At 66.7% G+C, this 24,956-nt stretch carries 23 protein-coding genes and 2 pseudogenes; 9 read left to right on the top strand and 16 right to left on the bottom strand.

The features are described 5' to 3' along the window. Positions 1-470: 470 nt before the first annotated feature. From tyrS to GFY24_RS20695, 3 genes are all read right to left on the bottom strand, one after another. A complete protein-coding gene (gene tyrS, locus GFY24_RS20685) occupies positions 471-1,751 on the bottom strand; it encodes a tyrosine--tRNA ligase (RefSeq protein WP_309231165.1) in 1,281 nt (426 codons plus the stop codon). Between the two features lie 237 nt (positions 1,752-1,988). After that, positions 1,989-2,417: a DoxX family protein gene (locus GFY24_RS20690; RefSeq protein WP_153806743.1), complete on the bottom strand. Its 429-nt coding sequence runs from the start codon at positions 2,415-2,417 to the stop codon at positions 1,989-1,991. A 137-nt stretch (positions 2,418-2,554) separates the two neighbouring features. Further along, positions 2,555-3,223 (bottom strand): FadR/GntR family transcriptional regulator, encoded by a 669-nt coding sequence (locus GFY24_RS20695; RefSeq protein WP_153806744.1) that lies wholly within the window; start codon positions 3,221-3,223, stop codon positions 2,555-2,557. Between the two features lie 215 nt (positions 3,224-3,438). Here GFY24_RS20695 and GFY24_RS20700 point away from each other — a divergent pair. Continuing rightward, positions 3,439-4,767, top strand: a pseudogene (locus tag GFY24_RS20700) (2-isopropylmalate synthase); the annotation flags it as partial. Between the two features lie 156 nt (positions 4,768-4,923). Here the strand turns inward: GFY24_RS20700 and GFY24_RS20705 are convergent. The 4 genes and pseudogenes from GFY24_RS20705 to GFY24_RS20720 form a co-directional block, all read right to left on the bottom strand. After that, positions 4,924-5,346 (bottom strand): annotated as a pseudogene (locus GFY24_RS20705) (Clp protease N-terminal domain-containing protein); the annotation flags it as partial. Positions 5,347-5,433: 87 nt separating this feature from the next. Continuing rightward, positions 5,434-6,057 (bottom strand): DNA-3-methyladenine glycosylase, encoded by a 624-nt coding sequence (locus tag GFY24_RS20710; protein WP_309231103.1) that lies wholly within the window; start codon positions 6,055-6,057, stop codon positions 5,434-5,436. 64 nt (positions 6,058-6,121) lie between these two features. Then, a complete protein-coding gene (locus GFY24_RS20715; RefSeq protein ID WP_153806746.1) occupies positions 6,122-6,445 on the bottom strand; it encodes a DUF3761 domain-containing protein in 324 nt (107 codons plus the stop codon). Between the two features lie 187 nt (positions 6,446-6,632). Then, entirely contained in the window at positions 6,633-7,547 is a 915-nt protein-coding gene (locus tag GFY24_RS20720) for an RNA polymerase sigma-70 factor (protein WP_228566513.1), read from the bottom strand. Positions 7,548-7,735: 188 nt separating this feature from the next. On the opposite strand from GFY24_RS20720, the gene GFY24_RS20725 reads away from it, so the two are divergent. Further along, complete coding sequence (locus tag GFY24_RS20725; RefSeq protein ID WP_153806747.1) at positions 7,736-8,464, top strand: DsbA family oxidoreductase; 729 nt, start codon at positions 7,736-7,738, stop codon at positions 8,462-8,464. Positions 8,465-8,467: 3 nt separating this feature from the next. Here the strand turns inward: GFY24_RS20725 and GFY24_RS20730 are convergent, their stop codons facing one another. The 4 genes from GFY24_RS20730 to GFY24_RS20745 all read right to left on the bottom strand — a co-directional run bounded on the left by GFY24_RS20730 (position 8,468) and on the right by GFY24_RS20745 (position 11,741). Continuing rightward, a complete protein-coding gene (locus tag GFY24_RS20730) occupies positions 8,468-8,884 on the bottom strand; it encodes a hypothetical protein (protein WP_309231104.1) in 417 nt (138 codons plus the stop codon). Continuing rightward, the gene (locus tag GFY24_RS20735; protein WP_309231105.1) at positions 8,881-10,014 is read right to left on the bottom strand and encodes a molybdopterin-dependent oxidoreductase; all 1,134 of its coding nucleotides are present in this window, start codon (positions 10,012-10,014) and stop codon (positions 8,881-8,883) included. The genes GFY24_RS20730 and GFY24_RS20735 overlap by 4 nt, the downstream gene beginning before the upstream one ends. 375 nt (positions 10,015-10,389) lie before the next feature. Beyond that, positions 10,390-11,079, bottom strand: a complete 690-nt coding sequence (locus tag GFY24_RS20740; protein ID WP_153806749.1) for a DUF2064 domain-containing protein — start codon at positions 11,077-11,079, stop codon at positions 10,390-10,392. Further along, positions 11,076-11,741, bottom strand: coding sequence for a glycosyltransferase family 2 protein (locus GFY24_RS20745; protein ID WP_309231106.1), 666 nt, complete (start codon positions 11,739-11,741; stop codon positions 11,076-11,078). Before GFY24_RS20745 ends, GFY24_RS20740 begins: the two co-directional genes overlap by 4 nt. Positions 11,742-11,866: 125 nt before the next feature. Here GFY24_RS20745 and GFY24_RS20750 point away from each other — a divergent pair, with 125 nt between their 5' ends. From GFY24_RS20750 to GFY24_RS20760, 3 genes are read left to right on the top strand one after another with little or no spacing between them, the layout of a single operon-like run. Continuing rightward, the gene (locus tag GFY24_RS20750) at positions 11,867-13,612 is read left to right on the top strand and encodes a hypothetical protein (protein WP_309231107.1); all 1,746 of its coding nucleotides are present in this window, start codon (positions 11,867-11,869) and stop codon (positions 13,610-13,612) included. 5 nt (positions 13,613-13,617) lie between these two features. After that, the gene (locus GFY24_RS20755; protein WP_153806750.1) at positions 13,618-14,316 is read left to right on the top strand and encodes a response regulator transcription factor; all 699 of its coding nucleotides are present in this window, start codon (positions 13,618-13,620) and stop codon (positions 14,314-14,316) included. Next, positions 14,300-15,334 carry a HAMP domain-containing sensor histidine kinase gene (locus GFY24_RS20760; RefSeq protein WP_153806751.1) on the top strand — a complete coding sequence of 345 codons (1,035 nt, stop codon included), beginning with the start codon at positions 14,300-14,302 and terminating at the stop codon, positions 15,332-15,334. The genes GFY24_RS20755 and GFY24_RS20760 overlap by 17 nt, the downstream gene beginning before the upstream one ends. A 7-nt stretch (positions 15,335-15,341) precedes the next feature. Here GFY24_RS20760 and GFY24_RS20765 read toward each other — a convergent pair whose 3' ends face one another. Both GFY24_RS20765 and GFY24_RS20770 read right to left on the bottom strand, forming a co-directional pair. Then, on the bottom strand, positions 15,342-16,397 hold the full coding sequence (locus GFY24_RS20765) for an NAD(P)-dependent oxidoreductase (RefSeq protein ID WP_153806752.1): 1,056 nt from the start codon (positions 16,395-16,397) through the stop codon (positions 15,342-15,344). Between the two features lie 134 nt (positions 16,398-16,531). Further along, a complete protein-coding gene (locus GFY24_RS20770; RefSeq protein WP_309231109.1) occupies positions 16,532-17,722 on the bottom strand; it encodes a low temperature requirement protein A in 1,191 nt (396 codons plus the stop codon). A gap of 242 nt (positions 17,723-17,964) precedes the next feature. Between GFY24_RS20770 and GFY24_RS20775 the strand changes: the two genes are divergently transcribed. The 4 genes from GFY24_RS20775 to GFY24_RS20790 all read left to right on the top strand — a co-directional run bounded on the left by GFY24_RS20775 (position 17,965) and on the right by GFY24_RS20790 (position 21,737). Beyond that, positions 17,965-19,467: a multicopper oxidase family protein gene (locus GFY24_RS20775; protein WP_153806753.1), complete on the top strand. Its 1,503-nt coding sequence runs from the start codon at positions 17,965-17,967 to the stop codon at positions 19,465-19,467. 154 nt (positions 19,468-19,621) lie between these two features. Continuing rightward, entirely contained in the window at positions 19,622-20,353 is a 732-nt protein-coding gene (locus GFY24_RS20780; protein ID WP_309231110.1) for an ABC transporter ATP-binding protein, read from the top strand. Further along, complete coding sequence (locus GFY24_RS20785) at positions 20,350-21,138, top strand: ABC transporter permease (protein WP_309231111.1); 789 nt, start codon at positions 20,350-20,352, stop codon at positions 21,136-21,138. Before GFY24_RS20780 ends, GFY24_RS20785 begins: the two co-directional genes overlap by 4 nt. Next, complete coding sequence (locus GFY24_RS20790) at positions 21,135-21,737, top strand: TetR family transcriptional regulator (RefSeq protein WP_309231112.1); 603 nt, start codon at positions 21,135-21,137, stop codon at positions 21,735-21,737. Before GFY24_RS20785 ends, GFY24_RS20790 begins: the two co-directional genes overlap by 4 nt. Before the next feature lie 64 nt (positions 21,738-21,801). On the opposite strand, the gene GFY24_RS20795 is transcribed toward GFY24_RS20790, so the two are convergent. From GFY24_RS20795 to GFY24_RS20805, 3 genes are read right to left on the bottom strand one after another with little or no spacing between them, the layout of a single operon-like run. Next, positions 21,802-22,023, bottom strand: a complete 222-nt coding sequence (locus tag GFY24_RS20795) for a Trm112 family protein (RefSeq protein WP_153806755.1) — start codon at positions 22,021-22,023, stop codon at positions 21,802-21,804. A gap of 10 nt (positions 22,024-22,033) precedes the next feature. After that, on the bottom strand, positions 22,034-22,567 hold the full coding sequence (locus tag GFY24_RS20800) for a GtrA family protein (RefSeq protein ID WP_309231113.1): 534 nt from the start codon (positions 22,565-22,567) through the stop codon (positions 22,034-22,036). Beyond that, positions 22,564-24,789: a hypothetical protein gene (locus GFY24_RS20805; RefSeq protein ID WP_309231166.1), complete on the bottom strand. Its 2,226-nt coding sequence runs from the start codon at positions 24,787-24,789 to the stop codon at positions 22,564-22,566. The genes GFY24_RS20800 and GFY24_RS20805 overlap by 4 nt, the downstream gene beginning before the upstream one ends. Between the last annotated feature and the right edge of the window lie 167 nt (positions 24,790-24,956).

Raw genomic sequence — 24,956 nt, forward strand, 5'->3', positions numbered from 1 at the left:
TCAAACGCCAGCAAAAAGTATTTGCTGACTAAATGTCCAACCTTCACACACGGGGGTGTGGAAGGCCGGAACCAATAAATTATTGGCACTGACATTCATCGACACACTATTGAGTTCTCAAAGAACAGGCGCACAAATCATCCGGCCGTTTTATCGGCTCTCAGAAGGGGCAACTTTTCCAGCCTAACGGCCGAGTCCCACAGAGTCAAGCCCCGGGTTCGGATCGTTTCGCAGGCCGCCAGGCGCTCCTCGTACTACCTCGTTTCCGGATCCTCGTTTCCAGCTTCTGAGCTGGGCGTTTGGCATCCGGTCGGTGTCCGTGTCGCTCTGACCTGGAATAAGTTACGTGGCGGGAAACGGAACGTCAAATCGCCTGGTCACGGTCGTGTCGTCGCAGGTCGGAAGGGCGCGCGACCGGCCGTTTCCCGACCTGGGCCACTGATTTGTGACCCAGGTCATGGAAAACAAGATCAATCGGCTTTGCGGACGCCCGCGAAGTTCTTCTTGCCGCGACGCAGGACCAGCCAGCGTCCATGCAGGTAGTCGGAGTCCGAGGGGGTCCACTCCAGGTCGGAGACGCGTTCGTTGTTCACCGATGCGCCACCCTCATTGACAGCGCGACGGGCCGCGGCGCGACTTTCGGAAAGGCCGCTGGACACCAGCAGGTCGACAATCGTCGATTCGGCGCCGGCCTCGGCGACCTTGCCGTCCACCGCGGCCTCGGTCAGTGCGGCGGCGAGGGTCGACTCGTTCAGATCGCGGAGTTCACCGCGACCGAACAGGGCCGTACTGGCCAGCTGCGCCGAGCGGGTGTGCTCCTCGCCGTGCACGAGCGTGGTCATCTCCGCGGCCAGCCGGCGCTGCGCCTCCCGGGCGTGCGGGCGCTCGGCGGTGGCGGCCTCCAGCTCGTCCAGTTCCTCACGGGACAGGAAGGTGAACCAGCGCAGGTAGCGGACCACATCCGCGTCGGCGGTATTCACGAAGTACTGGTACCAGGCGTAGGGGCTGGTCATCTCCGGATCGAGCCAGAGGCTGCCGCCACCGGTGGACTTGCCGAACTTCTTGCCATCGGCCGAGGTCACCAGGGGGACGGTGAGGGCGTGTACGTGCTCGCCGTCGACACGGCGGTTCAGCTCCACGCCAGCGATGATGTTGCCCCACTGATCGGAGCCGCCGACCTGCAGCGTGCAGCCGTGGTTGCGGCGCAACTGCAGGAAGTCGTTGGCCTGCAACAGCATGTAGGAGAACTCGGTGTAGGACATGCCGTCGCCCTCCAGGCGGCGCTTGACCGTATCCCGGGCCAGCATGACGTTCACCGAGAAGTGCTTGCCGATATCGCGCAGGAAGGTGACCGCGCTGAGCGGGCCGGTCCAATCCATATTGTTCGCGATGATGGCGCCAGTGGGCGAATCGTCGATATCGACGAACCGCTCGAGCTGGGAGCGGATGCGCCCGGCCCATTCGGCCACGGTGTCGGTGGAGTTCATGGTGCGCTCGCCCACGTCACGCGGATCGCCGATCAGGCCGGTGGCTCCACCCGCGAGCACCACGGGGCGATTGCCGGCGCGCTGAAAACGCTTGAGCGCCAACAGGGGAACCAGGTGCCCGGCATGCAGGCTCGCCGCGGTGGGATCGAATCCGGCATAGAGGGTGATCGGCCCCTTGGCCAGTTCCGCACGCAAAGCGTCCAGATCGGTGGACTGCGCGATCAATCCGCGCCAAGTCAGTTCATCAATGATGTCGCCGTTCACGCTCACCTATCTTTCCGCACCTGGGATGCCCGCTGACCAGCAGGTCGGCCCCGGCCCTCTCGACAGCGTGTCGAGAGGACCGGGGCCGGCCGGATCACTTCGTTCTCAGCTCGCGAGCAAGCCCCGCCTGCGAACGCGAGAAACGGATGAGGGCGTCGCCGCTCTCATCCGCACGCGACCGATCCGCCTCCGAGCGTCCTCGGAGGCGGATCTTGCGTCGAAGCAATATTCAAGAGGTCAGTGCTCGAGCAGGTTGGTGAAGGTGGCGAAGGAGGCACGGCGCTCGTAGGCGATCCAGGCGAACATGACCGCCAGGATCAGCGGGAAGGGGGCCAGGGCCGGGGCATCCAGGAGGAAGATCTGGGTGAGGGCGGCCAGCACGGTGGTGATGGACAGGCCGGCGGCGGCCGGGCCGGTCAGGCGGGGAACCAGCAGGCCGATGCCGCCGGAGACCTCGACCACGCCGGTGAAGTAGCGGAACCAGTCACCCCAGCCGATGGTCCGGAACGCCTCGACGGCGTCGTGCTGGCCGACCAGCTTCGGCAGGCCCGAGGCGATGATGAAGAAGAGGCCGAACACGATCTGCAGGGTCCACAGAACGCGATTGCGGGTCTTGCCGGGGGTGGTGGCGGAGAGGGTCAGGGCGGAGGCGGTGGTGGCGGTCATGTCGAGTTTCCTTCTGGGGCTTGCGAGTTCGGGGTTGAACTCGGTCATTGGTACAGACGGGGCCCGTTGCGGAAACTCATCGGCGACGGCGGAGAAATTTTCAACGACCGCGTTTTGCCTGCTCAGTGGCTGATTCTTCAGGTGAGCGCGGTCTTCAGGGAGGTGAGGTGGATGCGGCTGGCGGTGGTCGCGGCCTCCGGCTTGCGCGCGCGGATCGCTACATAGAGGTCTTCGTGCGCGTCATGGTCGGCGGCCGGGTTCGCGATGGGTTTGATGCGGAGCATGTCGATCATGGCGCGGCGCAGGCGCGGAACGAAGGCGTTGAACATCTCCAGCAGGATGTCATTGTGCGCGGCGACGATGATCGTGCGATGGAAGGCGGTATCGGCATCGACCAGGGCCCCCGCCGAATCGGCTGCCTCGGCGCGAGCGGTGAGGGCGCGCAATATGTTTCGCAGGTCCGCGGGGGTGCGGCGTTCGGCGGCGAGGGCGGCGGCTTCGGCCTCGATGGCTATGCGGGCCTCTATGACGGCGGTGATGTCGGCGCGCCGTAGCACCGCGTCCCAGTCTTCGGTCACATCCAGGGCGGTGACGAAAACGCCGGCACCCTGGCGGCTTTCGAGGACGCCTTTGCCCGCGAGTTCGCGGATGGCCTCACGCAGGGTGGAGCGGCCGACGCCGAGTTGCGCGGCCAGGGTGGTCTCGCCGGGTAGCCGGTGGCCGAGCTCCCACTCCCCCGCGCGCAGCCGATCGAGTAGGACCTCTGCGGCTTGGGCGGCGAGTGGGTAACGCTGGACCTGGGGCATATCCGGTTTGCCTCTCTACTTGTCTGAGGAGTGATTGCCATCTAGTCTAGGCGACATGACTCAGGGTGTGCTGCTTCTCCTTCTTCGCCGCGGCGGGGTTTGAACGACCGGCACCCTGCCCGCGGGTTGAGATGCTGCGCCGGTCTGCCTTCCGACGCGAAAGACAGCAAACCGTGTTTTCTTCCCAGAACTGGAATCGTCAGCAGCCCTCCGCCATGCCGTCACATCGGTATCGCGATGTGTACCAACGTGTTTCGGTACCACTGACCGAACGACAGTGGCCGGACAATCGCATCACCGAAGCGCCGCTGTGGGTGCCGGTGGATCTGCGGGACGGTAATCAGGCCCTGACCGAGCCGATGGACCCGGATCGCAAGCGGCGGTTCTTCGAAATGCTGGTGGCCATGGGCTACAAGGAGATCGAGGTCGGGTATCCGAGCGCCTCGCAGGCCGACTTCGACTTCGTGCGGTTGATCGGCAGCGAGGGGCTGGCCCCCGAGGATGTGTCGATCGTCGTATTCACCCCGGCGCGAAGGGATTTGATCGAGCGGACCGTGGAATCGGTGCGCGGAATCACCAATGATGTTGTCCTGCACATGTATTGCGCCACCGCGCCGACCTGGCGGGATGTGGTGCTGGGTGCGTCCCGCGCGGACGTGGCCGAGCTGATCATGGCGGGTGCGCGCGACATTCTGGAGCTGGCAGGGGATCTGCCGAATGTGCGGTTCCAGTTCTCGCCGGAGGTGTTCATGCTGACCGAACCGGATTTCGTGCTGGACATCTGCGATCGGATCACCACGTTGTGGGATGCGCGTCCGGAGCGCCCCGTGGTGCTGAATCTGCCGGCGACCGTCGAGGTGGCGACGCCGAATGTGTACGCCGATCAGATCGAGTACATGCACCGGAATCTGGCGCGCCGGGACAGCGTCATCCTGTCGGTGCATCCGCACAATGATCGCGGCACCGGTATCGCCTGTGCGGAGCTGGCGGTGCTGGCCGGGGCGCAGCGGGTGGAGGGCTGCGTATTCGGTAATGGTGAGCGCACCGGCAATGTGGATCTGGCCGTGCTGGCGCTGAATCTGCATGCGCAGGGCGTGGATCCGATGATCGACTTCTCCGATATCGACCGGGTGCGCGAGACCGTGGAGTACTGCACGCGGCTGCCGATTCACGACCGGCATCCCTATGCCGGTGATCTGGTGTACACCGCGTTCTCGGGGACGCATCAGGACGCCATCAAGAAGGGGTTCGCCGAGCATCGGGCGCGAGCGCAGCGGTTGGGTTTGCCCGAGCGTGAAATCCCTTGGCAGATACCGTATCTGCCGATAGATCCGGCCGATGTGGGGCGATCCTATGATGCGGTGATCCGGGTGAATTCGCAGTCCGGCAAGGGTGGTATCGCGTACCTGCTGCAGCAGGAGTACGGGATCGAGATGTCGCGGCGCACGCAGATCGAATTCGCCCGGCATGTGCAGCGATACCTGGATCGCACGGGTACCGAGGTATCGGCGCAGAGGCTGCGGGAGCTGTATGCCGAGGTGTACGAGGCCGATTCGATGGCGTGATCAGCCTTCGTCGCGACCTCCGGCGAGCCGCTGCTCCAATTCGGTGACGCGGCGTTCGAGCGCGGCAATGCGCTGTTCGATGAGACTGGGGCCTCGCACAGGTCTGGCCGCCGCGGAATCCACTGCGGGGGTGTGCAATTCGAGTACCCTGGCGCGCACCGCCGCGGTGTGTACATCCATTGCGTTGAGGACCTGGGCGGCGACGCCCTGGCCCTCGACGATCAAGGCGAGTAGCAGGTGTTCGGTCCCGATCTCGCGGTGTCCCAACTGGATTGATTGCTCCAGGGACAGTTGGAGCACCTGTTTCGCGCGCGGTGTGAAGGGAACATGGCCGGATGGTTCGTGCGCGCCGCGCCCGATGATCGTCTCGACGCGATCGCGCACTTCCTTCAGGTCGACCGCAAGATCGGCGAGCACCCGTGCGGCCACTCCCTCGCCTTCGCGAAGTATTCCCAGCAGGAGGTGTTCGGTGCCGATGTAGTCGTGATTGAGCAGCTTGCCCTCGTCCTGAGCGAGCACGACAGCTCGGCGGGCGTGATCGGTGAAACGCTCGAACATGGACGACCCCCTAGTACGGCACTGTCCCCTTCCACGGTAGACCGGGTTGGGGGCGGGTTTGCCGGATCCGCTGTTGTGCGGCGGTTATCAGGCGGGGCGGTCCAGGCGTGGGGCGCGCGGGCTGCGCCGGTAGGCGGAGACGGCGGGTGAGTCGGTAAGCCAGAGTCGCCAGGGGCGGTCGGCGGCCAGGCTCACGCCGACGCGGGGTCCGGCGGAAATCATTGCGGGGTCGGTAATTTCGGGTGCGAGCTGGAGATGTATCGGCGATTTCGGGTCGAAGAGGTCGATTCCGTAGTCGCGTAATGTGATTCCGAGGGCGCTGCCGACATTGCCGGGGCCTCTGGCGAGTGCGGTATCGGTGCGCGCTGCCGGGCGCCGGGCGCGCGCTTCGTCGTGTCCGGCAGTGATCTCGCCCGCACGAATGAGAACGGCACTCGCGGTCCCATCGGGCCCGGTGACGACATTCACGCAGGTGTGCGTGCCGTAACTGAAGTAGACGTACAGCACGCCGGGCGGGCCGAACATGACCGCATTGCGTGGGGTGCGGCCGCGGCCGGAGTGCGCGGCGGGGTCGTGCCAGGGGCCGGCGGGATCGCCGCCGTAGGCCTCGACCTCGACAATGCGCAGGCCGACGGGTCCGGACCACAGGGTCGCGCCGAGTAGTCGCCGGGCGGCGCGCAAGGGTTCGACGGCCAGTTGTTCGGCATCCACGACAGGCCATTGTTCCGGAGCGCCGTCCCGGGCGTGGACTCGGGACGGCGGACCGGTCAGCCGGTTACAGCCACTGCGAGACGCCGCCGTGGTGCGAGCAGGTGCCGCGATGGTGCTGACTGAAACTGTAGGTACCGTCGCCGCAGCGGGCGGTGGCTCCGTTGGGCGCGGTGTCGGACTGGATCGGGCGTTGTACGCAATTGCCGTCGACGTTCTCATAGTCGGCGGCGGGGCAGGATGCCTCCATGAGGACCGGCGCGGCGGTGGCCGGGGCCGAGGTGAAGGCGGCCGCGCCCATCATCGCGGCGAACAGGGCGGGCAGTGCGGAACGCTTTGCCAGCGCGACGGACCGGCCGATCAGGGCAGGTCGGGTTCCCCCAAAACGCATTCGGAATCCTTCTAGCAGTACGGTTTTCGACCGAGGAAACAAACATCCCCCCGGATTGAGCCGCGCCAGCGTAGCGCGCGCCTGCTACCGGTGACGCGCCATCGCAGCGAGATTGGCACGCGATGGCAGCGGGTGCGCACGGACTGGCGTATGCCGTCGGCCATAGACCTGCCCGGTTACCGTCTCGCTAATCCGTTGTGGGCTGCGGGATTTCGACACCGGCCGGCTGCAGACCGGCGAGCTTGTCCGGATTTACCTGGAAGCGCAGATTCTCGATGCGGCCATCGACCTGGTCGAAGGTGAGCACGCCCATGACATAGTCGCCGATCTTGCCGACCATGCCGAGTTCGCCATTGATGACCGCGGTTTCGAAGTAGATGCCCGCGCAGATCGGCTTGGCCAGCACGCCGAGCATCCAGCGCGCCACGTGGTCCGGGCCGTGCAGCGGGCGGCGCGCGGCGGTGACCTTGCCGCCGCCGTCATTCCAGAGCGTCACCTCCGGTGCGAGCAGCTCCATGAGGGCATTGAGATCACCACCGTGGCAGGCGGCCATGAACTTGCGGGTGATGTCCTGGCGCGCGGTGTCATCGGCGTCGAATCTCGGTCGGCGGGAGTGCACATGGTTGCGCGCACGATGCGAGATCTGCCGGACCGTGGTTTCGGGCCGGTCCAGGAAGCCACCGATCTCGGCGTGCGAGTAGCCGAAGACCTCGCGCAGCACGAAGACGGCGCGCTCGACCGGGGTGAGGGTTTCCAGGACCACCAGCATGGCGGTCGACACGGTGTCGGCCATTTCGGACTCCTGCGCGGCATCGGTGGTGGTGAGGAGCGGTTCGGGCAGCCACGGGCCCACATAGGTTTCGCGGGTGGCGCGGGCGGAGGTGAGCCGGTTCAGGCACAGATTGGTTATGGCGCGGACCAGGTACGACTTGGGGTGCTCGATCGAATCATGGTCTGTGGCATGCCATTTGATCCAGGCGTCCTGCAGGATGTCCTCGGCGTCGGTCACGGTACCGAGCATCTGGTACGCGGTGCCGAAGAGCAGTCGGCGGTGCTCGACGAAGGGGTCCGTGTCGGTATCGCGATCCTGCATGGCATTCATATCTACCGGGCCTCGCGTTCGGAAGTCATGTTTGCGGAGTGCGGCTATGAGACAGAACAGGGTGCGCGAACGTGACAGCCGCCCGCGGTGAACTGGGTCACGGCGGAATCTTCGGCGGGTGATACCGGTTGGTACCTTCCGGTGGCCGGGTCTCCGGCCTGCGAGTTTCCGCTGTCGAGTGAGGTGTGATGGCCGTACAGGTCGAGATCTGGACCGATATCAACTGCCCGTTCTGCTATCTGGGCAAGCGGCGGTTCGAGGAGGCCCTCGAAGCGTTCGCGCACCGCGACGATGTGCGCGTGGTGCATAAATCCTTCGAACTGGATCCGACGCTGCCGCGTGCGCACAGTGCCGCGGTGGTGCCGCATATCGCCGAGAAGTACGGGATCAGCGAGGCGCAGGCCGCGGCCAATGAGCGCGGTATTGGCGCGCAGGCCGAGGCGGCCGGGCTGACGTACCAGACCTCCGGGCGCGACTTCGGCAATAGCTTCGATATGCATCGGCTGCTGCACTTCGCGCTGGCGCAGGGGCGGCAGGAGGCGCTGTTGGATGCGCTGTACGCCGCGAACTTCGCCGAAGACGCGCCACTGTTCGGGGATGCCGAGCGGTTGGTTCAGGTCGCGGTGGGGGCCGGATTCGAGGAGACGGCGGTGCGGGGCGTGCTCGACGACCCCGATGCCTACGCCGAGGCGGTGCGGGCCGATGAGGCCGAGGCGGCTGCGCTCGGGGCGCGGGGTGTGCCGTTCTTCGTAATCGACCGCAAGTACGGGGTTTCCGGTGCGCAACCGCCCGAGGTGTTCGCGCAGGCCCTCGAACAGGCGTGGAGTGATCATGCGCCGAAATTGGTGACGCTGGCCGGATCCGCGGAGGCCGAGGCGTGCGGGCCGGACGGTTGCGCTGTGCCGGAACGGAATTGACGATCAGCTGATTTCGGCCGGGGTGGTGCGGGTGCGGCGAATCGTGATGGCGATGACCAGCGCCCACACCATCGCGATCGAAATGAGCAGTCCCAGTACGTAATCGCGGTCCAGGATGGTCGGGTTGGTGCGCAGTGCACCGGCGCGACCGATTACCGGGACCGCGATGAGCAGCAGCGTGACGGTGCAGACCGCGCCGCAGGCGACCGGAGCCCACCAGGATGCCGGGAGCATGCGGCGGGCGGCCACGCCGAGAGTTGCCGCGATCGGCGCGAATACGCCGTCGTGCAACAGGATTCCGCCCGCGAACCAGAGGGCGACCGAGCGCAGATCCACCGGATTCATATCCAGCAGCAGGCTGATGCCGTACCAGCCGAGCCACAGCCCGAGCGCGATGAGCAGCACGCGAATGACGGTCACGAGAGCACCTCGATGGTCGAAAGCCATTTGGTTTGCAGGACTCCCGGGCGATTCGGGGCAATGAGGCGGCACGGGTAACCGTGGTCCACGGTGAGGTCCTCACCATTGAGGCGCAAGGCGACGAGGGTGGACGCGTCCACGGCGTGCCGGCTGGGCAGGGCCGAGGTGCGGTAGAGGCCGCCGGGTTCCAGCGATTCGAAACGCACATCACCGCTGTGGAATTCGCCGACGGCGGTGAGGAGATCGCGGAGGCGCACACCGGACCAGCGGGCGGAGGCACTCCAGCCTTCGACGCAGGCGATGGGAAGCACCGCCTCGGTCTGCGGGAGTGCCGCGAGATCCGCGCGGGTGAATTCGCGTTTCCTACCGCCCGCGGTGACCATGAGCCGGTAGCCGGGGTCGCGCGCGCGGTCGCCCACTCCGGCGTCGGCGGCGGTGCGGTTGATCGGAACGCCTTGGGGGCCTTCACCACTGCGCGGCGAGAGCACCGACACCCAGCGCAGGAAGGGGATGGTCTGGCCCGCCACCGCGAGACCCGCGACGACGGCGGCGAGCCCGGCCGTGCCCAGTACCGCCCGGCGCGAGAGACCGCCGGAACTCTCTGCGCCCTTCCCCGCCGCGGTCGTCTTCACAGTCTCCGCGTACGCCTCATCCGGTTGTGATGCGACAGGTTCCGGCCGCTCGGCGAGTGGTCGGCTCGAGGCCGTGCGAACAATCGGCAGCTTCACCGCGAGGTGGATCGCCAGTGCGCCCGCCGCGACATAGGCCATGGCGTAATGCGTTGTGGTGAAGAAGAACTTCCACGGATAGAACTGAGCCGTATTGAACAGCCCGGTAACCAGCTGGAAGATGACCGAACCCACCAGCAGCGCAATGGATCCGCGCTCGAGCATGCGCACCGGATTGCCGATCAGTGGGCGGCCGAACAGCTTCGGGTACACCGACCACAATTTGACCAGCAGCAGTGGAATGGCGATCACACCGGAAATCACATGTGCGCCTTGGGTTACCCGATACAGCCACACCGGATTGGCGGGCCAGTAGAACCAGGTCGGCGGATGTTGAATCCAATGACTGATCAGCCCGGTCAGGAAGCAGACGGTAATGCTTATCCCGAGCGCGATCCCCACCCGCGCCGCCACCGCCGGGCCACGCGTCCGCGATATCTGAGTGGCGATGGACTCCGCAGCAGCAGGGTCGCCGACAACGCGGGCAGGTGCGTCCGCCCACCGAGATATTTTCGATCACCCGGTCGCGCGGACCCGGGTGGATTCGAGAAGGACCGCGCGGCTTCGGATCCCACCGCTTCGCCGTCCGATACTGCCGGGATGGCGGATCGGTCGGAGTCGGGTGTCACCGGGCCCGCCGCAATCTCGGCAGCGGATACAGGAGGGGTACTCGCCCTCTCCTGCGCTGCCGAGGGTTCGCCACTGTCGCGAGGTTGCACGCTCTTCTCCATTGGGACGGAGTCGTTTTCGGCTGGAGGCGGGTCGGTGGGCATGGGATTACAGCAGGGCGGGAGTGGCGGCCGCGGTGAGGAGGCCGAAGGTGGCGGCGAAGCTGCCGTGCGAGTGGGCGGCGACGGTGACGGCGTCGTCGTAGGTGTCCACGTCGGTGAGGATGGGGAGGCGGTGGACTCGGTATCCGCAGCGGCGCACGACTGCTCGGGTGAGGTCGCCGGTTCGGGAGGTGGACATGGGTACCTCGGTCAGGAGGCGGGCGGGGCGGGGGTCGGTCAAACCCAGTGCCCACCAACCACCGTCGGCGGCCGGGCCGAGCACGGCGTCGCCGCTGGAGACGAGGTGGCCGGCCGAGCGGGCCAGGAGTTCGGGTCCGGCCTGCGGCGTGTCCATACCGATCTGCAGGACGGGGAGGCCGAAGTGCGCGGCGTCGGCATGGGCATTGGCGAGGCGTTCGCCGAAGGTGTTGCCGCGCTGGGGAACCACGGTGAAGTCACGCAGGGTATCGGCCAAGGTATCGGCCTCCTGGGCTTCGGCGAGGTTGCCGGTCCAGGCGACCATGCGATGTTGGATACCACTGGCGCGCACGTCGATCAGGGTGTCCAGCAGTGCGGCGGCGGCGAGCCTGGCCGCATCGCGCGGCGAAAACGGCGGTGTCAGGCGGGTTTTGGCGAAGCCCGCGATGGGGGCCTTCGCGATGACGAGCAGGGTGGCGGGAATACAGCCTGGCCTCATCGGACGCTCCAGAAGTCTTTGGCGGCGCGCACGGTGCCGCGCCACGAACCGGAAACCTTGGATCGGCCGTGGGTACGCGGCCGGTAGGTGATGTCACGTTCGACCAGTCGCCAGCCGGAATGCGCTGCGGCGACCAGCAATTCGAGTGGATAGCCGGAGCGCCTGTGCAGCGGACCCAGATCGAGCAGACGGGCACGGTGCACCACGCGCATGGCGGCCACATCGTGAACGGCCAGGCCGTAGCGGTGCCGCAACCGGGCGGCGACGAGTTGATTGCCCAGGCGGGCGTGCCAGGGCCACGCGCCCGCGCGGTGCGCACGACGGCGGCCGACGACCATATCGACGTCGGGGCCGAGTTCGGCTACCAGGCCGGGCAATTCACGCGGATCCATGGAGCCGTCACCGTCGAGTACCGCCACCACCTCGGTGCGGGCGGCGTGCACGCCCGCTTGGACGGCGCTGCCGTAGCCGGGTTCGGGTTCGGCGACGACCGTCGCTCCGGCGAGTCTGGCGACGGCGGCGGTGGCATCGGTGGAGCCGTTGTCCACCACAATCACCCGGTAGTCGCGAGGGATTGCCGAGAGTACGCCGGGCAGTGCGCCCGCTTCATCCTTGCACGGGATCACGACGGTGACTCCCCGTTCCACCTTGGATTCGGTCACCCCATGACCGTAGAGCCGAACAGCGCGTTTTCACCGGAAGTGACCGGTGACAAAAGTATGACGAGACCTGGACCGACGCTCATTTCGCCGGGGATCGGGGGGTGTTGCGGCCTAGGGTGGATCCCGTGCGGAAAGCCCCTGTCCCGACTCCCCCATGCCGCCTGGCGAGTCGAGCCGATGTGTACTGCGCGGCGGCCGGAGCGGTGCTCGTCGCGACCGCTTTCCTGGTTCCGCGAATGCTCAGCGATCAGGCGCGCGGGCGGTTGTTCGCCGGCGCCGCGCCGATCTTCGGGAACTGGCTACCGCATATCGGCTGGGGCACCGCACCCGCCGTGGGTATCGCGGCATCGGTCATCGTGTACGGCCCGGAGCTCGCGCACCGACTCCCCTGGCGGCGCGCCCTGCTACTCACCTGGGTGACGGCCGTGGCCTGGGCCTTCGCCCTGGCCATGGTCGACGGCTGGCAGCGTGGGTTCGCCGGTCGGCTCACCACTCGCGACGAATATCTGCACGAGGTCGGCGGCGTGCACGATATCGCCGCCATGTTGCGCGGATTCTCCGGCCGCATACTCGATTTCCAGCCGGACTCGTGGACCACCCACGTCTCCGGTCACCCACCGGGGGCGCTGCTGACCTTTGTCCTGATGGACCGTATCGGCCTGGGCGGTGGCGCATGGGCGGCCCTGCTGTGCGTACTCGTCGGAGGCAGTGCGGCGGTGGCGGTTCCTGTGGCTATCCGCGCGCTCGGAGCCCCCACCGCCAATGGCGAAACGCCCGGTCGCCCAGGACGAATCGGCGGCGGCTCCGGCCGCACGATGGCCGTAGCCGTAAGCTCAAGTGCCCCAAGGGAATACGCCAGTGCCGCAGAAGGACGGGCGCGGGCGGCGCTGCCGTTTCTCGCGCTGGCTCCGGCGGCGATCTGGATCGCGGTCGCGGCGGATGCGCTGTTCGCGGGCGTAACCGCTTGGGCGGTGGCCCTGTTGGCCATTGCCACCCGGCAGCAGCGGAACCAAGTGGTCGCCGCTTCGGGTGCGGGCCTGCTGTTCGGTTTCGGCATATTCCTGAGCTACGGGCTGGTACTCATGGCGGTTCCGGCCGCGGCCGTACTCATGGCGCGAACACTGCGACCGGCCGTGCCCGCACTCGCGGGCGTGCTGCTGGTAGTGGCCGCGTTCAAAGCGACCGGGTTCTGGTGGTTGGACGGCTATCACCTTGTGGTGCAACGGTATTACCAGGGCATCGCGAGCGACCGGCCGTACTCCTACTGGGTGTGGGCCAATCTCGCCGCGACCGTGTGCGCGGTGGGGCTCGCGCCGGTAGCGGCCGTGCACCGCGTCGCGCGCGGGCTCCGGTTCGAAGCGCTGTGGGGCAGGCGAGATCGGCTGGCCACGACCGAATCATCCACGCCCGCATCGCCGATGCCCGATCCACTCGTGCTGGTTCCCGCGACCGCTACGACGGCGGGCACCGAATCGGCGCCGGCACCATCGAGTGCGGGCTCGGCAGTGCCCGCACCGATTTCGGCTACTACCAGACCAACTGCGGTCCGGGCCGCGCGGTCGGAGCAGAGCGCCGCCCACGCCGAGGTGTTCGCATTCTCGCGGGTCGCTGCCGCCGGTATGGATCGACTGCGGCGCTGGCGCACCGACGTAGATCCGGTCGCGCTGGTCGCGGCGGCCGGGGTGGCGGCGCTGCTGCTGGCCGATCTCAGTGGGTTGAGTAAGGCTGAGACGGAACGGATTTGGTTGCCGTTCGATGTGTGGGTGCTGGCGGGGGCCGCGCTACTACCCGCACGACATGTGCGGGTTTGGTTGACGGTGCAGGCGGTGGGCGGCCTGGTGCTGGTTCATTCCATTCTGACGAATTGGTGATACATATGCGCATATTGGTGGCCGATGACGATCCCGTTGTCCGCGAAGTGGTTCGGCGGTATCTGGAACGGGACGGGCTCGAGGTGATCGAGACCGCCGACGGGCCCGCGACCGCGGAAGTGCTGGCGCGCAATGATATCGATCTGGCCGTACTGGATGTGATGATGCCGCCGCCGGATGGGATCGATCTGACCCGCGCGGTGCGATCCGGGCCGCGGCCGAGGACGCCGATCATTCTGCTCACCGCGCTCGGCGACGAGGATGACCGGGTGATCGGATTGCAGGCGGGGGCAGACGATTACGTCACCAAGCCGTTCAGTCCACGCGAGCTGGCATTGCGGGTCGCCTCGGTGCTGCGGCGGGCGAATCCGGCCGCCGTCGCCGGAGATCAGGTGCTGCGCAGCGGAAGTGTGGAGGTGCGGCGGTCCGCGCGGGTGGTGACCGTGGCGGGTGTGCCGGTGGATCTGACGGCGCGGGAGTTCGATCTGCTGGTGTTCCTGCTGTCGAATCAGCGGCGGGTGTTCAGCCGGGACGAGCTGCTCGCACAGGTGTGGGGGTGGACGTTCGGTGATCAATCCACCGTGACCGTGCATATCAAGCGGCTGCGCGCCAAACTCGGTGCGGCGCATCGCATCGACACCGTATGGGGTCGCGGATATGCCTGGGGCCGTATCGATTCCGAGGAGGATGGCCGTGCCGACTGATATGCCCGGGCTGATCGGGTACGCACTGGCGGCCTCGCTGCCGGTGGTGGTGCTGGGCGCGCTGCTCATGCGCTATCTGCGCAATCGCGCCATGACCACGAGTATGGCTGTGCTGGTACTGATTCCGACACTCGCGACACTGTGCGGGGTGGTGGCGGTGAGTGGGCTCATGTTCACCGACGAGTTCGAGAAGTTCGCCGTCGTGCTGGGTGTGGTCACGGCGGTGACGGTGCCCGCGGCCATTCTGCTCGGGCGAGCGCAGGCGCGAACCACGGTGTGGGAGCGCGAGATGCTGGAACAGGAGCGGGCGGCCGAACGCTCGCGGCGGGAGCTGGTGGCGTGGGTGAGTCATGACCTGCGCACGCCACTCGCCGGTATTCGCGCCATGGGCGAGGCCCTGGCAGATGGGGTGGTGGCGCAGACGGCGGATGTGGAGCGGTACGCGAATCAGATTGTGCGGGAAACCAATCGGCTCTCGACCATGGTGGATGACCTGTTCGAGATGTCGAAGATCAACTCGGGAGCGCTGCGCTTGACCCTCGAACCGGTGGATCTGCGCGAGCTCATCGACGAGGTGCTCGCGGCCAATCAGCCGACCGCGCAGCGCGCCATGGTGACCCTCGCGGCCCGGCAGCCCGGGGATCGAATCGTGGTGGCGGGCAGCGATCACGCATTGAGCCGGGTGCTCACCAACCTGGTCGCCAATGCCATCGCGCACACCCCGCCCGGTGGGCGCATCGATATTTCCACCGGGACCGAGGAAGGGCACGCCTGGGCCGCTGTCGAGGACACCGGACCCGGAATCGCCCCGGCCGATCTGCCACGAATCTTCGAGGTCGCCTATCGTGGCACCTCGGCCCGCTCCCCCTCTGCCGATGACCTCGGCAGTAGCAGCGGCATGGGTCTGGCCATCGCGGCGGGGCTGGTCGAAGCCCACCATGGGGACATCAGCGCGGAGAACCGCGAGCACGGCGCACGATTCCAGGTCCGGCTACCACTGCTCACCGACGCCAACTGAGCATCGGTCACCGCCAGGTGGGGGCACCCGCACCTGCTGCGGCGCGGAGCGGGGCGTGAGCGAAATCGGTGAGGCCCTCCTGCGGGGTGATGGCGGCGGTGAAACCCAGTGTGCGGTGGGCTTTCTCGGGGCTGGCGACTATGTGTCGGACGTCGCCGGAGCGGTATTCGCCGGTCACCACCGGGGGTTTGCCGTTGGCGGCGGTGGCGAGGATGGCGGCTACCTCGCCGATGGTGATGGGATGGCCGGAGGCGATGTTCAAGGGGGTGAAGGGGGCCAGGGGGTGGGTGAGGGCGGCGACGTTGGCGGCGGCTATATCGCGGACGTGGACGAAATCCCGTGCCTGGCGGCCGTCTTCGAAGACGCGGGGAGATTCACCCGCCTCCAGGGAGGAGCGGAAGATGGCTGCCACACCGGAATACGGTGTGTCCCTGGGCATATCGTCGCCGTAGACATTGTGGTAACGCAGGGCCGTCACGGTGGAGGCGGTCGCGGTGGCCCAGGCGAGAGCGTAATGCTCCTGTGCCACTTTGCTCGCCGCGTAGAGGCTGCGCGGGTGCAGGGCGGCGGATTCGTCGATGGGGGTCCAGTCCAGGGGTTCACCGGAGGGTGCGCGATGGTCGAACACGCCGCCGTCCAGGTCGGTCCGCGACCGCGGGCCGGGGATGAAATCGGCTGGGGTGTCGCGGTATCGGCCCTCGCCGTAGACGACCATGGAGGAGGCGAGCACCAGGTGACGGCAGCGTGCGCGGTCCATGGCGGCCAGTAGCACGGCGGTGCCGAGGTCATTGTGGGCGGCGTAGGCGGGCGCGTCCTGTGCGCTGACGCCCGCGCCGACCACGGCGGCCTGATGGCAGACGGCGTCGATACCTCGCAACCGGGTATCGAGAGCCTCGGGGTCACGGACGTCGAGCCGATGTACACCGGGCGGCGGGGTGGCGTCGAAGCCGTGTGCGGCGGGCAGCATGAGATCGACGGCGATCACCTCGTGCCCGGCATCGGCGAGCGCGCGATGGATGTGCGAGCCGATGAATCCGGCCGCGCCCGTGAGCAATACCCGCATATCAGGCCCTCCCGATCGACCGGCCGCTGAGGTTCCACGTCATGCCGTCGATTGTGGCCGCACTTCTCCGAACAGCCCCGCCCGTACCCGGCGTGGCGCGGATTCGTCAGCGTTTGGTCACCGGGACGGCGCGACTATCCGCGCGGGCGGCGAGCCCCGAACCCGGAGCGACTGACGTATTTGCCCGCTTCGCCATCGCGAATGCTGAGGATATCGTCGACGATGACGCACCCGTAGCCGACCACGATCAGGACGGCGAGCTGACCCCACGCCACCCAGAGCACGCCGATCGGTGCCGTCGCCAGCACCGCGAGCCCGGCGACGAGCCGGAACCAGGGCCGCGGCAGACCCAGCACCCAGCGGAAAATGCACTGGCCGAGGAAGTACAGCGCGACACCACCGGAAAGAGCCAGTGCCGCAGCGGTACTCGCGGGTTCATTGCCGTGCGCGATGGTCATGCTGATGCCCGCGGCGGCGAGAATGATGCCGACCAGTAGCGCGTAGAAGGCGTAGTCGTACGCGTAAACCGCGGCGCGGGTTCGTTCGACGGTGGGCAGCGACTCCAGCACGTGCTCGCCGCGTTCGTCATCGATGCCGAAGAACGCCCACCACAGCACATAGACCAGGGTGAGGCCGAGCGCGACGGTGGCGACGAGCGGGACCGTGATGTCCTGCCCCGTGAGCCCGGTGCCCAGCGCCACCACGGATTCGCCGAGCGCGACAATGATCACCAGGCCGTGCCGTTCGACGAAGTGGCTGACCCGCACCACGAATCCGCCGCCGTGGACCAGGTACGGCGAGATGATCTGCACTCCGAAGGCCAAGGCCCACAGCAGATATCGCGGCCAGCCGTGAATAATGCCGCCGGCCAGTACCAGGCCCGCCGAGAGTGCGTTGAACGGGCCGATGCGCAGAATCGCGGCCGAGCCTTCGGCCCCGGAGGTGGCGAACATGGCGGCGTGCACCGCGACGATCAGAATATATGCGAGGCCGAAGGCCAGGCCCGAGCCGGTGAAGGCCCCCGGTATCGCCAGCGCGAGCACGAAGAAGCCGAACATGCCGACCAGCAGCCAGGTGCGGCGGTTGGAGCTGTTCGGTGCGACCTCATTGGTGAGCCAGACATATCCGGCATACATCCACCAGATGACGCCGAACATGAGCGCCACCTGTGCGAGTGCCTGCCATCCGGGGTGATGGGTGAAGACATGTGTCAACTGCGTGATGGTGAAGACGAAGACGAGGTCGAAGAAGAGTTCCAGAGTGGAGGCGCGCACCTGGCCGCCCTCGGCCGCATACTCGGCCGCGCTGGGGTAATCGCTGGTCACGCCGGAGAGCGTAAAGGGTCACCGGCCCATTCACCATTCCGACCAGCCGGTATCCCGGATTCCGCTGACGCCCGGCGAGTGTGCAGTCACGGCGGCGAAATGTCGGGATTACCCGCCCGGAGTACACACTCGCGAGTCGGGGATGGGTGGGGGTGGAGTCGGGTGGGAGATGGGGGTGGTACCTGATGTGGGAGGTGGGCCGGGATCTCTAACTTCGGTGTATGGCGGTTGGCAGGTCGCGAATGCGGCGAATTCTCTTGATTCTCAGCGGGATTGTGCTCGCGGTGACGCTGGTGGTGGGCGGCGGTGCGGGGTGGATCTACTCGCGCGCCGACGTGTCGACGGTGGGGAGAGTCGAATTCACGCGGGAGATGAGCGTTCCACCATTGGCCTCGTCGGTGGTCGAGGCGGATGGCACGCGCGTGTTCCAGCTCGATATGCGTTCGGGGACACGGGAATTCCGGGCCGGTCAGGCCACCGAGACCTGGGGATTCAATGGGGATTACCTCGGGCCCACGCTGCGGGCGCGGCGCGGGGAACAGGTGCGCGTGCAAGTGCGCAATGGGCTGAAGGAAGCCTCGACGGCGCATTGGCATGGGATGCATCTGCCCGCCGCGATGGATGGTGGGCCACATCAGATGGTTCAACCCGGGGCTACGTGGACGCCCGAATGGAGGGTCGATCAGGCGGCGGCGACGCTCTGGTATCACCCACATCCGCACGGTGCCACCGAATCTCATGTACGGCGTGGACTCGCCGGGATGTTCATCATCAATGACGATGCGAGCGATGCGCAGGCGCTACCGCATAACTATGGCGTCGATGATGTGCCGGTCATGGTGCAGGACGTGAAGTTCAAGGGCGGGCAATTCGATACCGGGCGTGGAACATTCACCGATATCGGCGTGCTCGGGGATCGGACCATGGTGAACGGTGTGCTCGCGCCGTACAAGACGGTCGGCGATGAATTGGTGCGGTTGCGGCTGCTGAACGCTTCCACCGCAAGGATTTACAACTTCGGGTTCTCCGATGATCGGCGATTCACGCTCATCGGGACCGATGGTGGCCTGCTGGCGCAGCCGGAAAGTCTTGGCAACGTTCAGCTTTCGCCCGGCGAGCGCGCGGAGATCGTGGTGCGGTTCCAGCCGGGTGAGCGGGTGACGCTGCGCAGTGATCACGTCGATCTGGGGCTGGACTTCCTCGGGCAGCGGTTCGGTGGCGGCGATGACCGCTTCGATCTGCTGGAATTTCGTGCGGCACAGACACTTCGGCCCTCCCCCGCACTGCCGGCGACGCTGGTTGCCGACCAACTGCCCAATGTGGCGGATTCGGTGCGGGAGCGGGACTTCTCGCTGACTTTCGGCAAGATCAACGACCGCGCGATGGCGATGGATCGCATCGATGCCACCGTCACGCGGGGTAGCACCGAGACCTGGGTGGTGCGCAATGCCGACGGGACGCCGCACAACTTCCACGTGCACGATGTGCGGTTCGCGGTGGTCGAGGTGGATGGGCACGCACCGCCGCCCGCGCTGCGCGGGCCGAAGGACACCGTCTTCGTACCGCCGGGCGGGGTGGTGAAGCTGGCGCTGCGGTTCGACGGGCCCGCCGATCCGAATGCGCCGTACATGTTCCACTGCCATCTGCTGTGGCATGAGGACATGGGCATGATGGGCCAATTCGTGGTGGTCGAGCCCGGTCAGCAGGCGGGGCAGCCGCCCGCGCATGAGCACGCCGGGCACTGACGCCATACCCGCACAGCCTGTAGCGTGTCGCCGCTAGCTGCGGTGACACGCTTTTTCAATTCGACACGCGCCGAGGTCTTGCGCGGATACCTCGGCCGGGCGCACAATTCATCACGTAGTGAATTCAACACTCGATGAATTGAGGGTGACCCCAGTGACGGCACCGAGCCCAGCGCCCGCCATAGCGATCGAGCACCTGCGGGTGGATCGCGGCGGACGTCGAGTCCTGCAGGATATTTCGCTGACCGTGCCGAAAGGCAGCATTACCGGACTGCTCGGGCCGTCCGGCTGCGGGAAGACCACGCTCATGCGTGCCATGGTGGGTACGCAGATCATTGCCGCGGGCAGCGTGCGGGTGCTCGGCGATGAGGCCGGGTCGCCCGCACTACGCCGCCGGGTCGGGTACGTCACCCAGGCGCCGAGCATCTACGACGATCTGACCGTCACCGACAATGTCTCGTACTTCGGTGCGCTGTACGGATGTTCGGCCGGGGATGTCGAATCCGCCATTGCCGCGGTCGGTTTGGGCGAGCATGCCGGGAATCGCGGCAATCAACTCTCCGGCGGGCAGCGCACGCGGGTGTCGCTGGCCTGCGCGCTGGTCGCCGATCCGGAACTGCTGGTGCTGGACGAGCCGACCGTCGGCCTCGATCCGGTACTGCGCGCGGATCTTTGGGAACAGTTCCAAGCACTCGCGAAGCAGGGCCGCACCCTGATCGTCTCCAGCCATGTCATGGATGAGGCCGAGCACTGCGATCAATTGCTGCTCATGCGCGACGGGCATCTGCTCGCTCAGCTCAGTCCCGCCGAATTACGCGCCGACACCGGCGAATCCAGTCTCGAGAATGCCTTCCTGGCGCTCATCCGAATGGGAGAACAGCTGTGACCGCCACCCTTTCGCGCCCGGCCGGGCCGAAGCCGCTGCGCTGCTATGCCGCCACCACCGTGCGCATTCTGCGCCAACTGCGCGCGGACCGCCGCACCGTGGCCATGATTCTGCTGGTGCCGGCGCTGCTCATGACGCTGCTGTACTTCGTGTACAAGAACTATCCGGTGATGCCCGGACAGCCCCGGCTGTTCGACCGGGTCGGGATCACCATGCTCGGGGTGCTGCCGTTCGTGGTCATGTTCCTCATTACCGCGATCGCCATGCAGCGCGAACGAGTTTCGGGGACGCTCGAGCGGCTCATGACCACACCGCTGTCGAAGCTGGACCTGCTCGGCGGGTATGGCACGGCGTTCTCCATCGCCGCGGCGGGTCAGGCCGTCATCGCGTGTGTCGTGGCGTTCTGGCTGCTCGGCCTGAACGCGGCGGGCAGTCCGCTGCTCGTGGTGCTGATCGCCGTGGTCGATGCGGTACTCGGGGTGGCCCTGGGGCTGCTGGCGAGCGCCTTCGCGCGCACCGAATTCCAGGCCGTACAGTTCATGCCCGTGATCGTCCTACCCCAGTTCTTCCTCTGCGGACTGCTGGTTCCGCGTGGCCAGCTGCCCGGCTGGCTGGAGGCCATCAGCAATGTGCTGCCGCTCAGCTATGCGGTGGAGGCGCTGCAGCAGGTGTCCACGCATACCGGGGTCACCGGCATCATGTGGCGGGATCTGGCGGTGGTGGCCGGATTTGCCTGTGTCGCATTGGGTTTGGGTGCGGCGACGCTACGGCGGCGTACCGCGTGAGTGTCGGCGGAAATGCCCGGAGTGGTCGGCGTCCCGGCCGCTCCGGCACCCGGGAGGCGATTCTCGACGCCGCTCGGGTGCGCTTCGCCGAAGTGGGTTTCGACCGGGCCTCGATCCGCTCGATCGCCACGGCCGCGAGTGTGGATCCCGCACTGGTGCACCACTATTTCGGCACCAAACAGGAATTGTTCACCGCCGCACTGGAACTCCCCATCGACCCGAATGTGGTGCTGGCGCAGGTCGCCGCCGCACCCCTGGATGAGTTGGGCGAGACCCTGATTCGCGCGGTCGTGACGGTATGGGACTCCCCCGTCGGCGTACCCGCGGTCGCGGCTTTCCGCACCCTGCTCGCCAGTGCCGACCCCGCCCTGGCCCGCAGCTTCCTGCTCGAAATCGTCTTGAAAGACGTTCGCGCCCGGGTGGATTCACCCCCGGGCACCGGCCTCAAACGCTCGGTCCTGGCCGCCTCGCAACTGGCCGGACTCCTGGTCACCCGCAAACTCCTGCACCTCGACCCGATCGCCTCCATGCCCGTGGAAGAGCTCGCGAAGGCGGTCGGCCCCACCCTGCAGCGCTACTTCACCGGCGATCTCGGTTAGCGGGGATACGGCAGGACGGGCTGCGGCGGTTATCCCCCGGCAAGGGTGCGAAGCCGCCGTACTTTCAGGCCTGGGCGAGGAAGGCGGTGTGCTCTTCGTCGGTGACCGGGCGGGATTCGTCGGCCAGCAGGACCGGAATGCCGTTGTCGATCGGGTAGGCGATGCGCAGGCGGGGGTTGTAGAGGACCGGGTCGCCGTTCTCCGTGCGGACCAGTTGCAGCGGACCCTTGTCCTGCGGGCAGGCGAGCAGGGTCAGCAGGGTGGGGTCCAGGATTTCCTCCGACATGTTCGACAACCTACCGGTCCGTCCCGGCGGGGTGGGAATCGGTTCGGCGGAAGGAGATGTGGCGGTGGCCGAAGAAGCTGGCTACCGCGACCAAGCCCATCACGATTACGGCGGCGGGCTTGTCGGGGGCGTGCAGGACCGACACCGCGAATTGCAGGAGGGCCATATTGAGGACCATGCCCACCGAGTTCACGCCGACGAAGGCCACGAAGTCGCGCAATAGGTGGCCGCAGACTCGGAAGACCAGGGTGCGGTGCAGGGCGAAGGCGATGAAGACGCTCACCGTATAGGCCAGGGCCACCGAGAGTGCGGCGGCCACGTCCTTGGCGACCATGCCGTTCAGAATGGTCAGCCACATGATGGTGAGCGCCATGCCGAGCACCGTGTTGAAGCCGCCCACCAGTGCGAACGCGATCTCCTGGCGACGCACCAAGCGCAGCAGCGGTCCGGGCGTTTCGGAGTGAGACGCGACCGGGTCCACCCCGGCCGGCACCGTATCCGCGGGAGCGGTGCCGGGCGTGGTCACGGCGCGTTCCGCGGTCACGAAACCGATTCCACCAGTTCGCGTTCCGGACCGGGGGTCACGGGGGTGACATCGTCGCCGCCCTCGCCACCGTCATCACCGCGACGACGTGAGCGCAGGTACATCCACTGCAGTACGCCGGCACCGATGAGACCGGCCGCGGCGGAACCGATGCCGATCTTCCAGCCCGGCGGACGCCAGGTGAGTTCGAGTTCGGCGTTCGTGGTGCCTGCGGGGATATCCACGGCGACAAAGGATTTCGCGACCGTCGTGAACGGGATGGTCTTACCGTTCAGCGTCACGCGGTATCCCGGCCAGCCGAGGCGGGCGAAGGTGATACGGCCGCCGGTCTCGGACGATACCCGCACCACACTGCTCATTCCGGACTCGGAAACAGAGGTGGCGTCCACATTATGGGCATCGCCGATGCGGCCGTTGACCGTCGAGATCAGCCCGTTGTCGCGCTCGAGCACCCAGATGTACTTCTCATGTCCGGGTACGTCGACGAAGTGCCAGCCGGGCGGCGCGGGTTCGGCGAAGACATCGGGGAACATGGCCTTCTGCAACACGATTCGGTCGATCAGCATGAGATCGACCAGGGTGCGCCCGGTGGTCGGCTCGGGGGTGAACATCCGCCGGTACGAATCCGGGCAGGTGCTGCTGTCCCAGCGCATGCAGAGCATTTCGCCGAAGTAGAAGTGCCCGTTGGGCGTATACCCGTTCACGTAGTCGAGTTCGAGGTCCTTGGCGTAGTTACCCCACACCAGCGAACCGTACGCACCATCGAGGCTCTTGTCGGCGGGCTGCAGCAATCCGCGATCGCCGAGTTGAAGTGTGGTGCCGCTCTTGAACTTCGGGAACGCCGCCTTGGCCTCTTCGCGATCGGCGGGCAGATTCCACGACATGGGCGTGGGCTGCACACTGCGCACCTGGAAGTACGCGATCGGGAACATGGCGATGATGGTCAGTGCGGCTGCCGCCGCGGTACCGCGCGTGCGACCCAGCCACACCACACCCGCGACGAGCCCCGCCACCACGACCGCGGAGAGCACATGCCAGAGCACCCGGTGCGGATCGGCGGAGAACGTGCGCACCCACAGCAGCAGAATCAGCACGCCCGAGGCGATTCCGCGATTGCGCCAATCCCGCACGGTGCCGAACCGGCCGAGCAGCACGCACACCAGCACCAGCAGTCCCAGCGCCAGCATGGGCAGTACGCGCGCGGGCCAGCGCAGCGGTCCGATGGTGCCCGGCCCGGCGGTCCACATGAGCATCACCATCGCGAAAATGGCGAGCGAGGTGAGCTCCTTCCAATACGCCTTGGCCGCACGCCAGTCGATGAACGCCAGCGCGGGAATCAGGAACCAGGCGATATAGACCATGGGCAGCGGCTGGATGTAACCCCACCAGGAATTGAACGCGGGCAGCGAACTCGGCAGGCTGGCGTTCAGCGATTCCGACCATGGCACCGTGAGGAACTGGTCGTTATTGATCTGCGAGGTGCCGCGCCAGCTCACCTTGGCGGAGAGCATGCTCGGCAGGAAGGTGATCAGGCCGGCCGCGCCCGCGCAGGCGGCAGCAGCGGTCAGCCGGGTCAGCGGAGCCCAGGCGGCGCGCCCGCGCCACACCAGTTCGCCGACCGCGACCGCGACCAACATGATGGCGGCCTCGACGGCCGGGAACACGTACTGCACCGAGATGGCCAGGTACAGATAGACGAAGACCGAGATCGGCCCGCCCTTACCGCGTGCGTACCGCACCGAGGACGCCCAGGCGTGGATCATCCACGCGGTGCCGCTCATGGCGGTGAACCAGCTGGCCTCATCGAAGAACAGGAAGAACCCCGTGAACGGGAACGCCACACCGGCGACCGCCGCCCACTGCGCACGACTGCCGTAGGCCAGACACACCCGGTACACGCCGAGTCCGGCGATGATGGCGAAGATCAGTTTGACGATGGTCGCGTACACCGCGAGGTTCGGCACCGAGGGCGCGATCAGATCGATCAGCAGCTGCGGCGGGTTGAACAGTCCCGCTTCCTCATTGGTGTAATTGCCCGACATCCACTGCTGCGGAATCAGGAACGGGAACTGGCCGTCGCGGAAGGCGCGGCCGAAGAACACCCATAGTCCGGTGTATTGGGATTCGCTGTCGTCGGTATAGAAGTGGCGGGCATTGGCCAGCAGCACCGCGATATACCCGAGGGTCACGCCTAAGGCGGTGACGGCTCCCCAGCGGTACACCTCGCGCTTGTCCGAGCGATCCGATGGCTCGGTTCCGGCGGTCTCCGCCACCGTCGAAAATGCACTTTCCACCACGAGTTCCAGACCCTACAGGGCGTCGCGTTCGCTGGCATCAAGCTGTGCGGCAATGATGATGGGGTGATGATCTCTCACCCCGGAAGCCGCCA

The sequence above is a fragment of the Nocardia sp. SYP-A9097 genome, from assembly GCF_009649815.1.
In the GTDB taxonomy this organism is placed as follows: domain Bacteria; phylum Actinomycetota; class Actinomycetes; order Mycobacteriales; family Mycobacteriaceae; genus Nocardia.

What these genes read in the sequence shown, in the direction of transcription:
- GFY24_RS20690 (WP_153806743.1), bottom strand. Translation starts at nt 2,417, where the DNA reads ATGACCGCCACCACCGCCTCCGCCCTGACCCTCTCCGCCACCACCCCC.
- GFY24_RS20695 (WP_153806744.1), bottom strand. Translation starts at nt 3,223, where the DNA reads ATGCCCCAGGTCCAGCGTTACCCACTCGCCGCCCAAGCCGCAGAGGTC.
- GFY24_RS20715 (WP_153806746.1), bottom strand. Translation starts at nt 6,445, where the DNA reads ATGCGTTTTGGGGGAACCCGACCTGCCCTGATCGGCCGGTCCGTCGCG.
- GFY24_RS20720 (WP_228566513.1), bottom strand. Translation starts at nt 7,547, where the DNA reads ATGAATGCCATGCAGGATCGCGATACCGACACGGACCCCTTCGTCGAG.
- GFY24_RS20725 (WP_153806747.1), top strand. Translation starts at nt 7,736, where the DNA reads ATGGCCGTACAGGTCGAGATCTGGACCGATATCAACTGCCCGTTCTGC.
- GFY24_RS20740 (WP_153806749.1), bottom strand. Translation starts at nt 11,079, where the DNA reads ATGAGGCCAGGCTGTATTCCCGCCACCCTGCTCGTCATCGCGAAGGCC.
- GFY24_RS20755 (WP_153806750.1), top strand. Translation starts at nt 13,618, where the DNA reads ATGCGCATATTGGTGGCCGATGACGATCCCGTTGTCCGCGAAGTGGTT.
- GFY24_RS20760 (WP_153806751.1), top strand. Translation starts at nt 14,300, where the DNA reads ATGGCCGTGCCGACTGATATGCCCGGGCTGATCGGGTACGCACTGGCG.
- GFY24_RS20765 (WP_153806752.1), bottom strand. Translation starts at nt 16,397, where the DNA reads ATGCGGGTATTGCTCACGGGCGCGGCCGGATTCATCGGCTCGCACATC.
- GFY24_RS20775 (WP_153806753.1), top strand. Translation starts at nt 17,965, where the DNA reads ATGCGGCGAATTCTCTTGATTCTCAGCGGGATTGTGCTCGCGGTGACG.
- GFY24_RS20795 (WP_153806755.1), bottom strand. Translation starts at nt 22,023, where the DNA reads ATGTCGGAGGAAATCCTGGACCCCACCCTGCTGACCCTGCTCGCCTGC.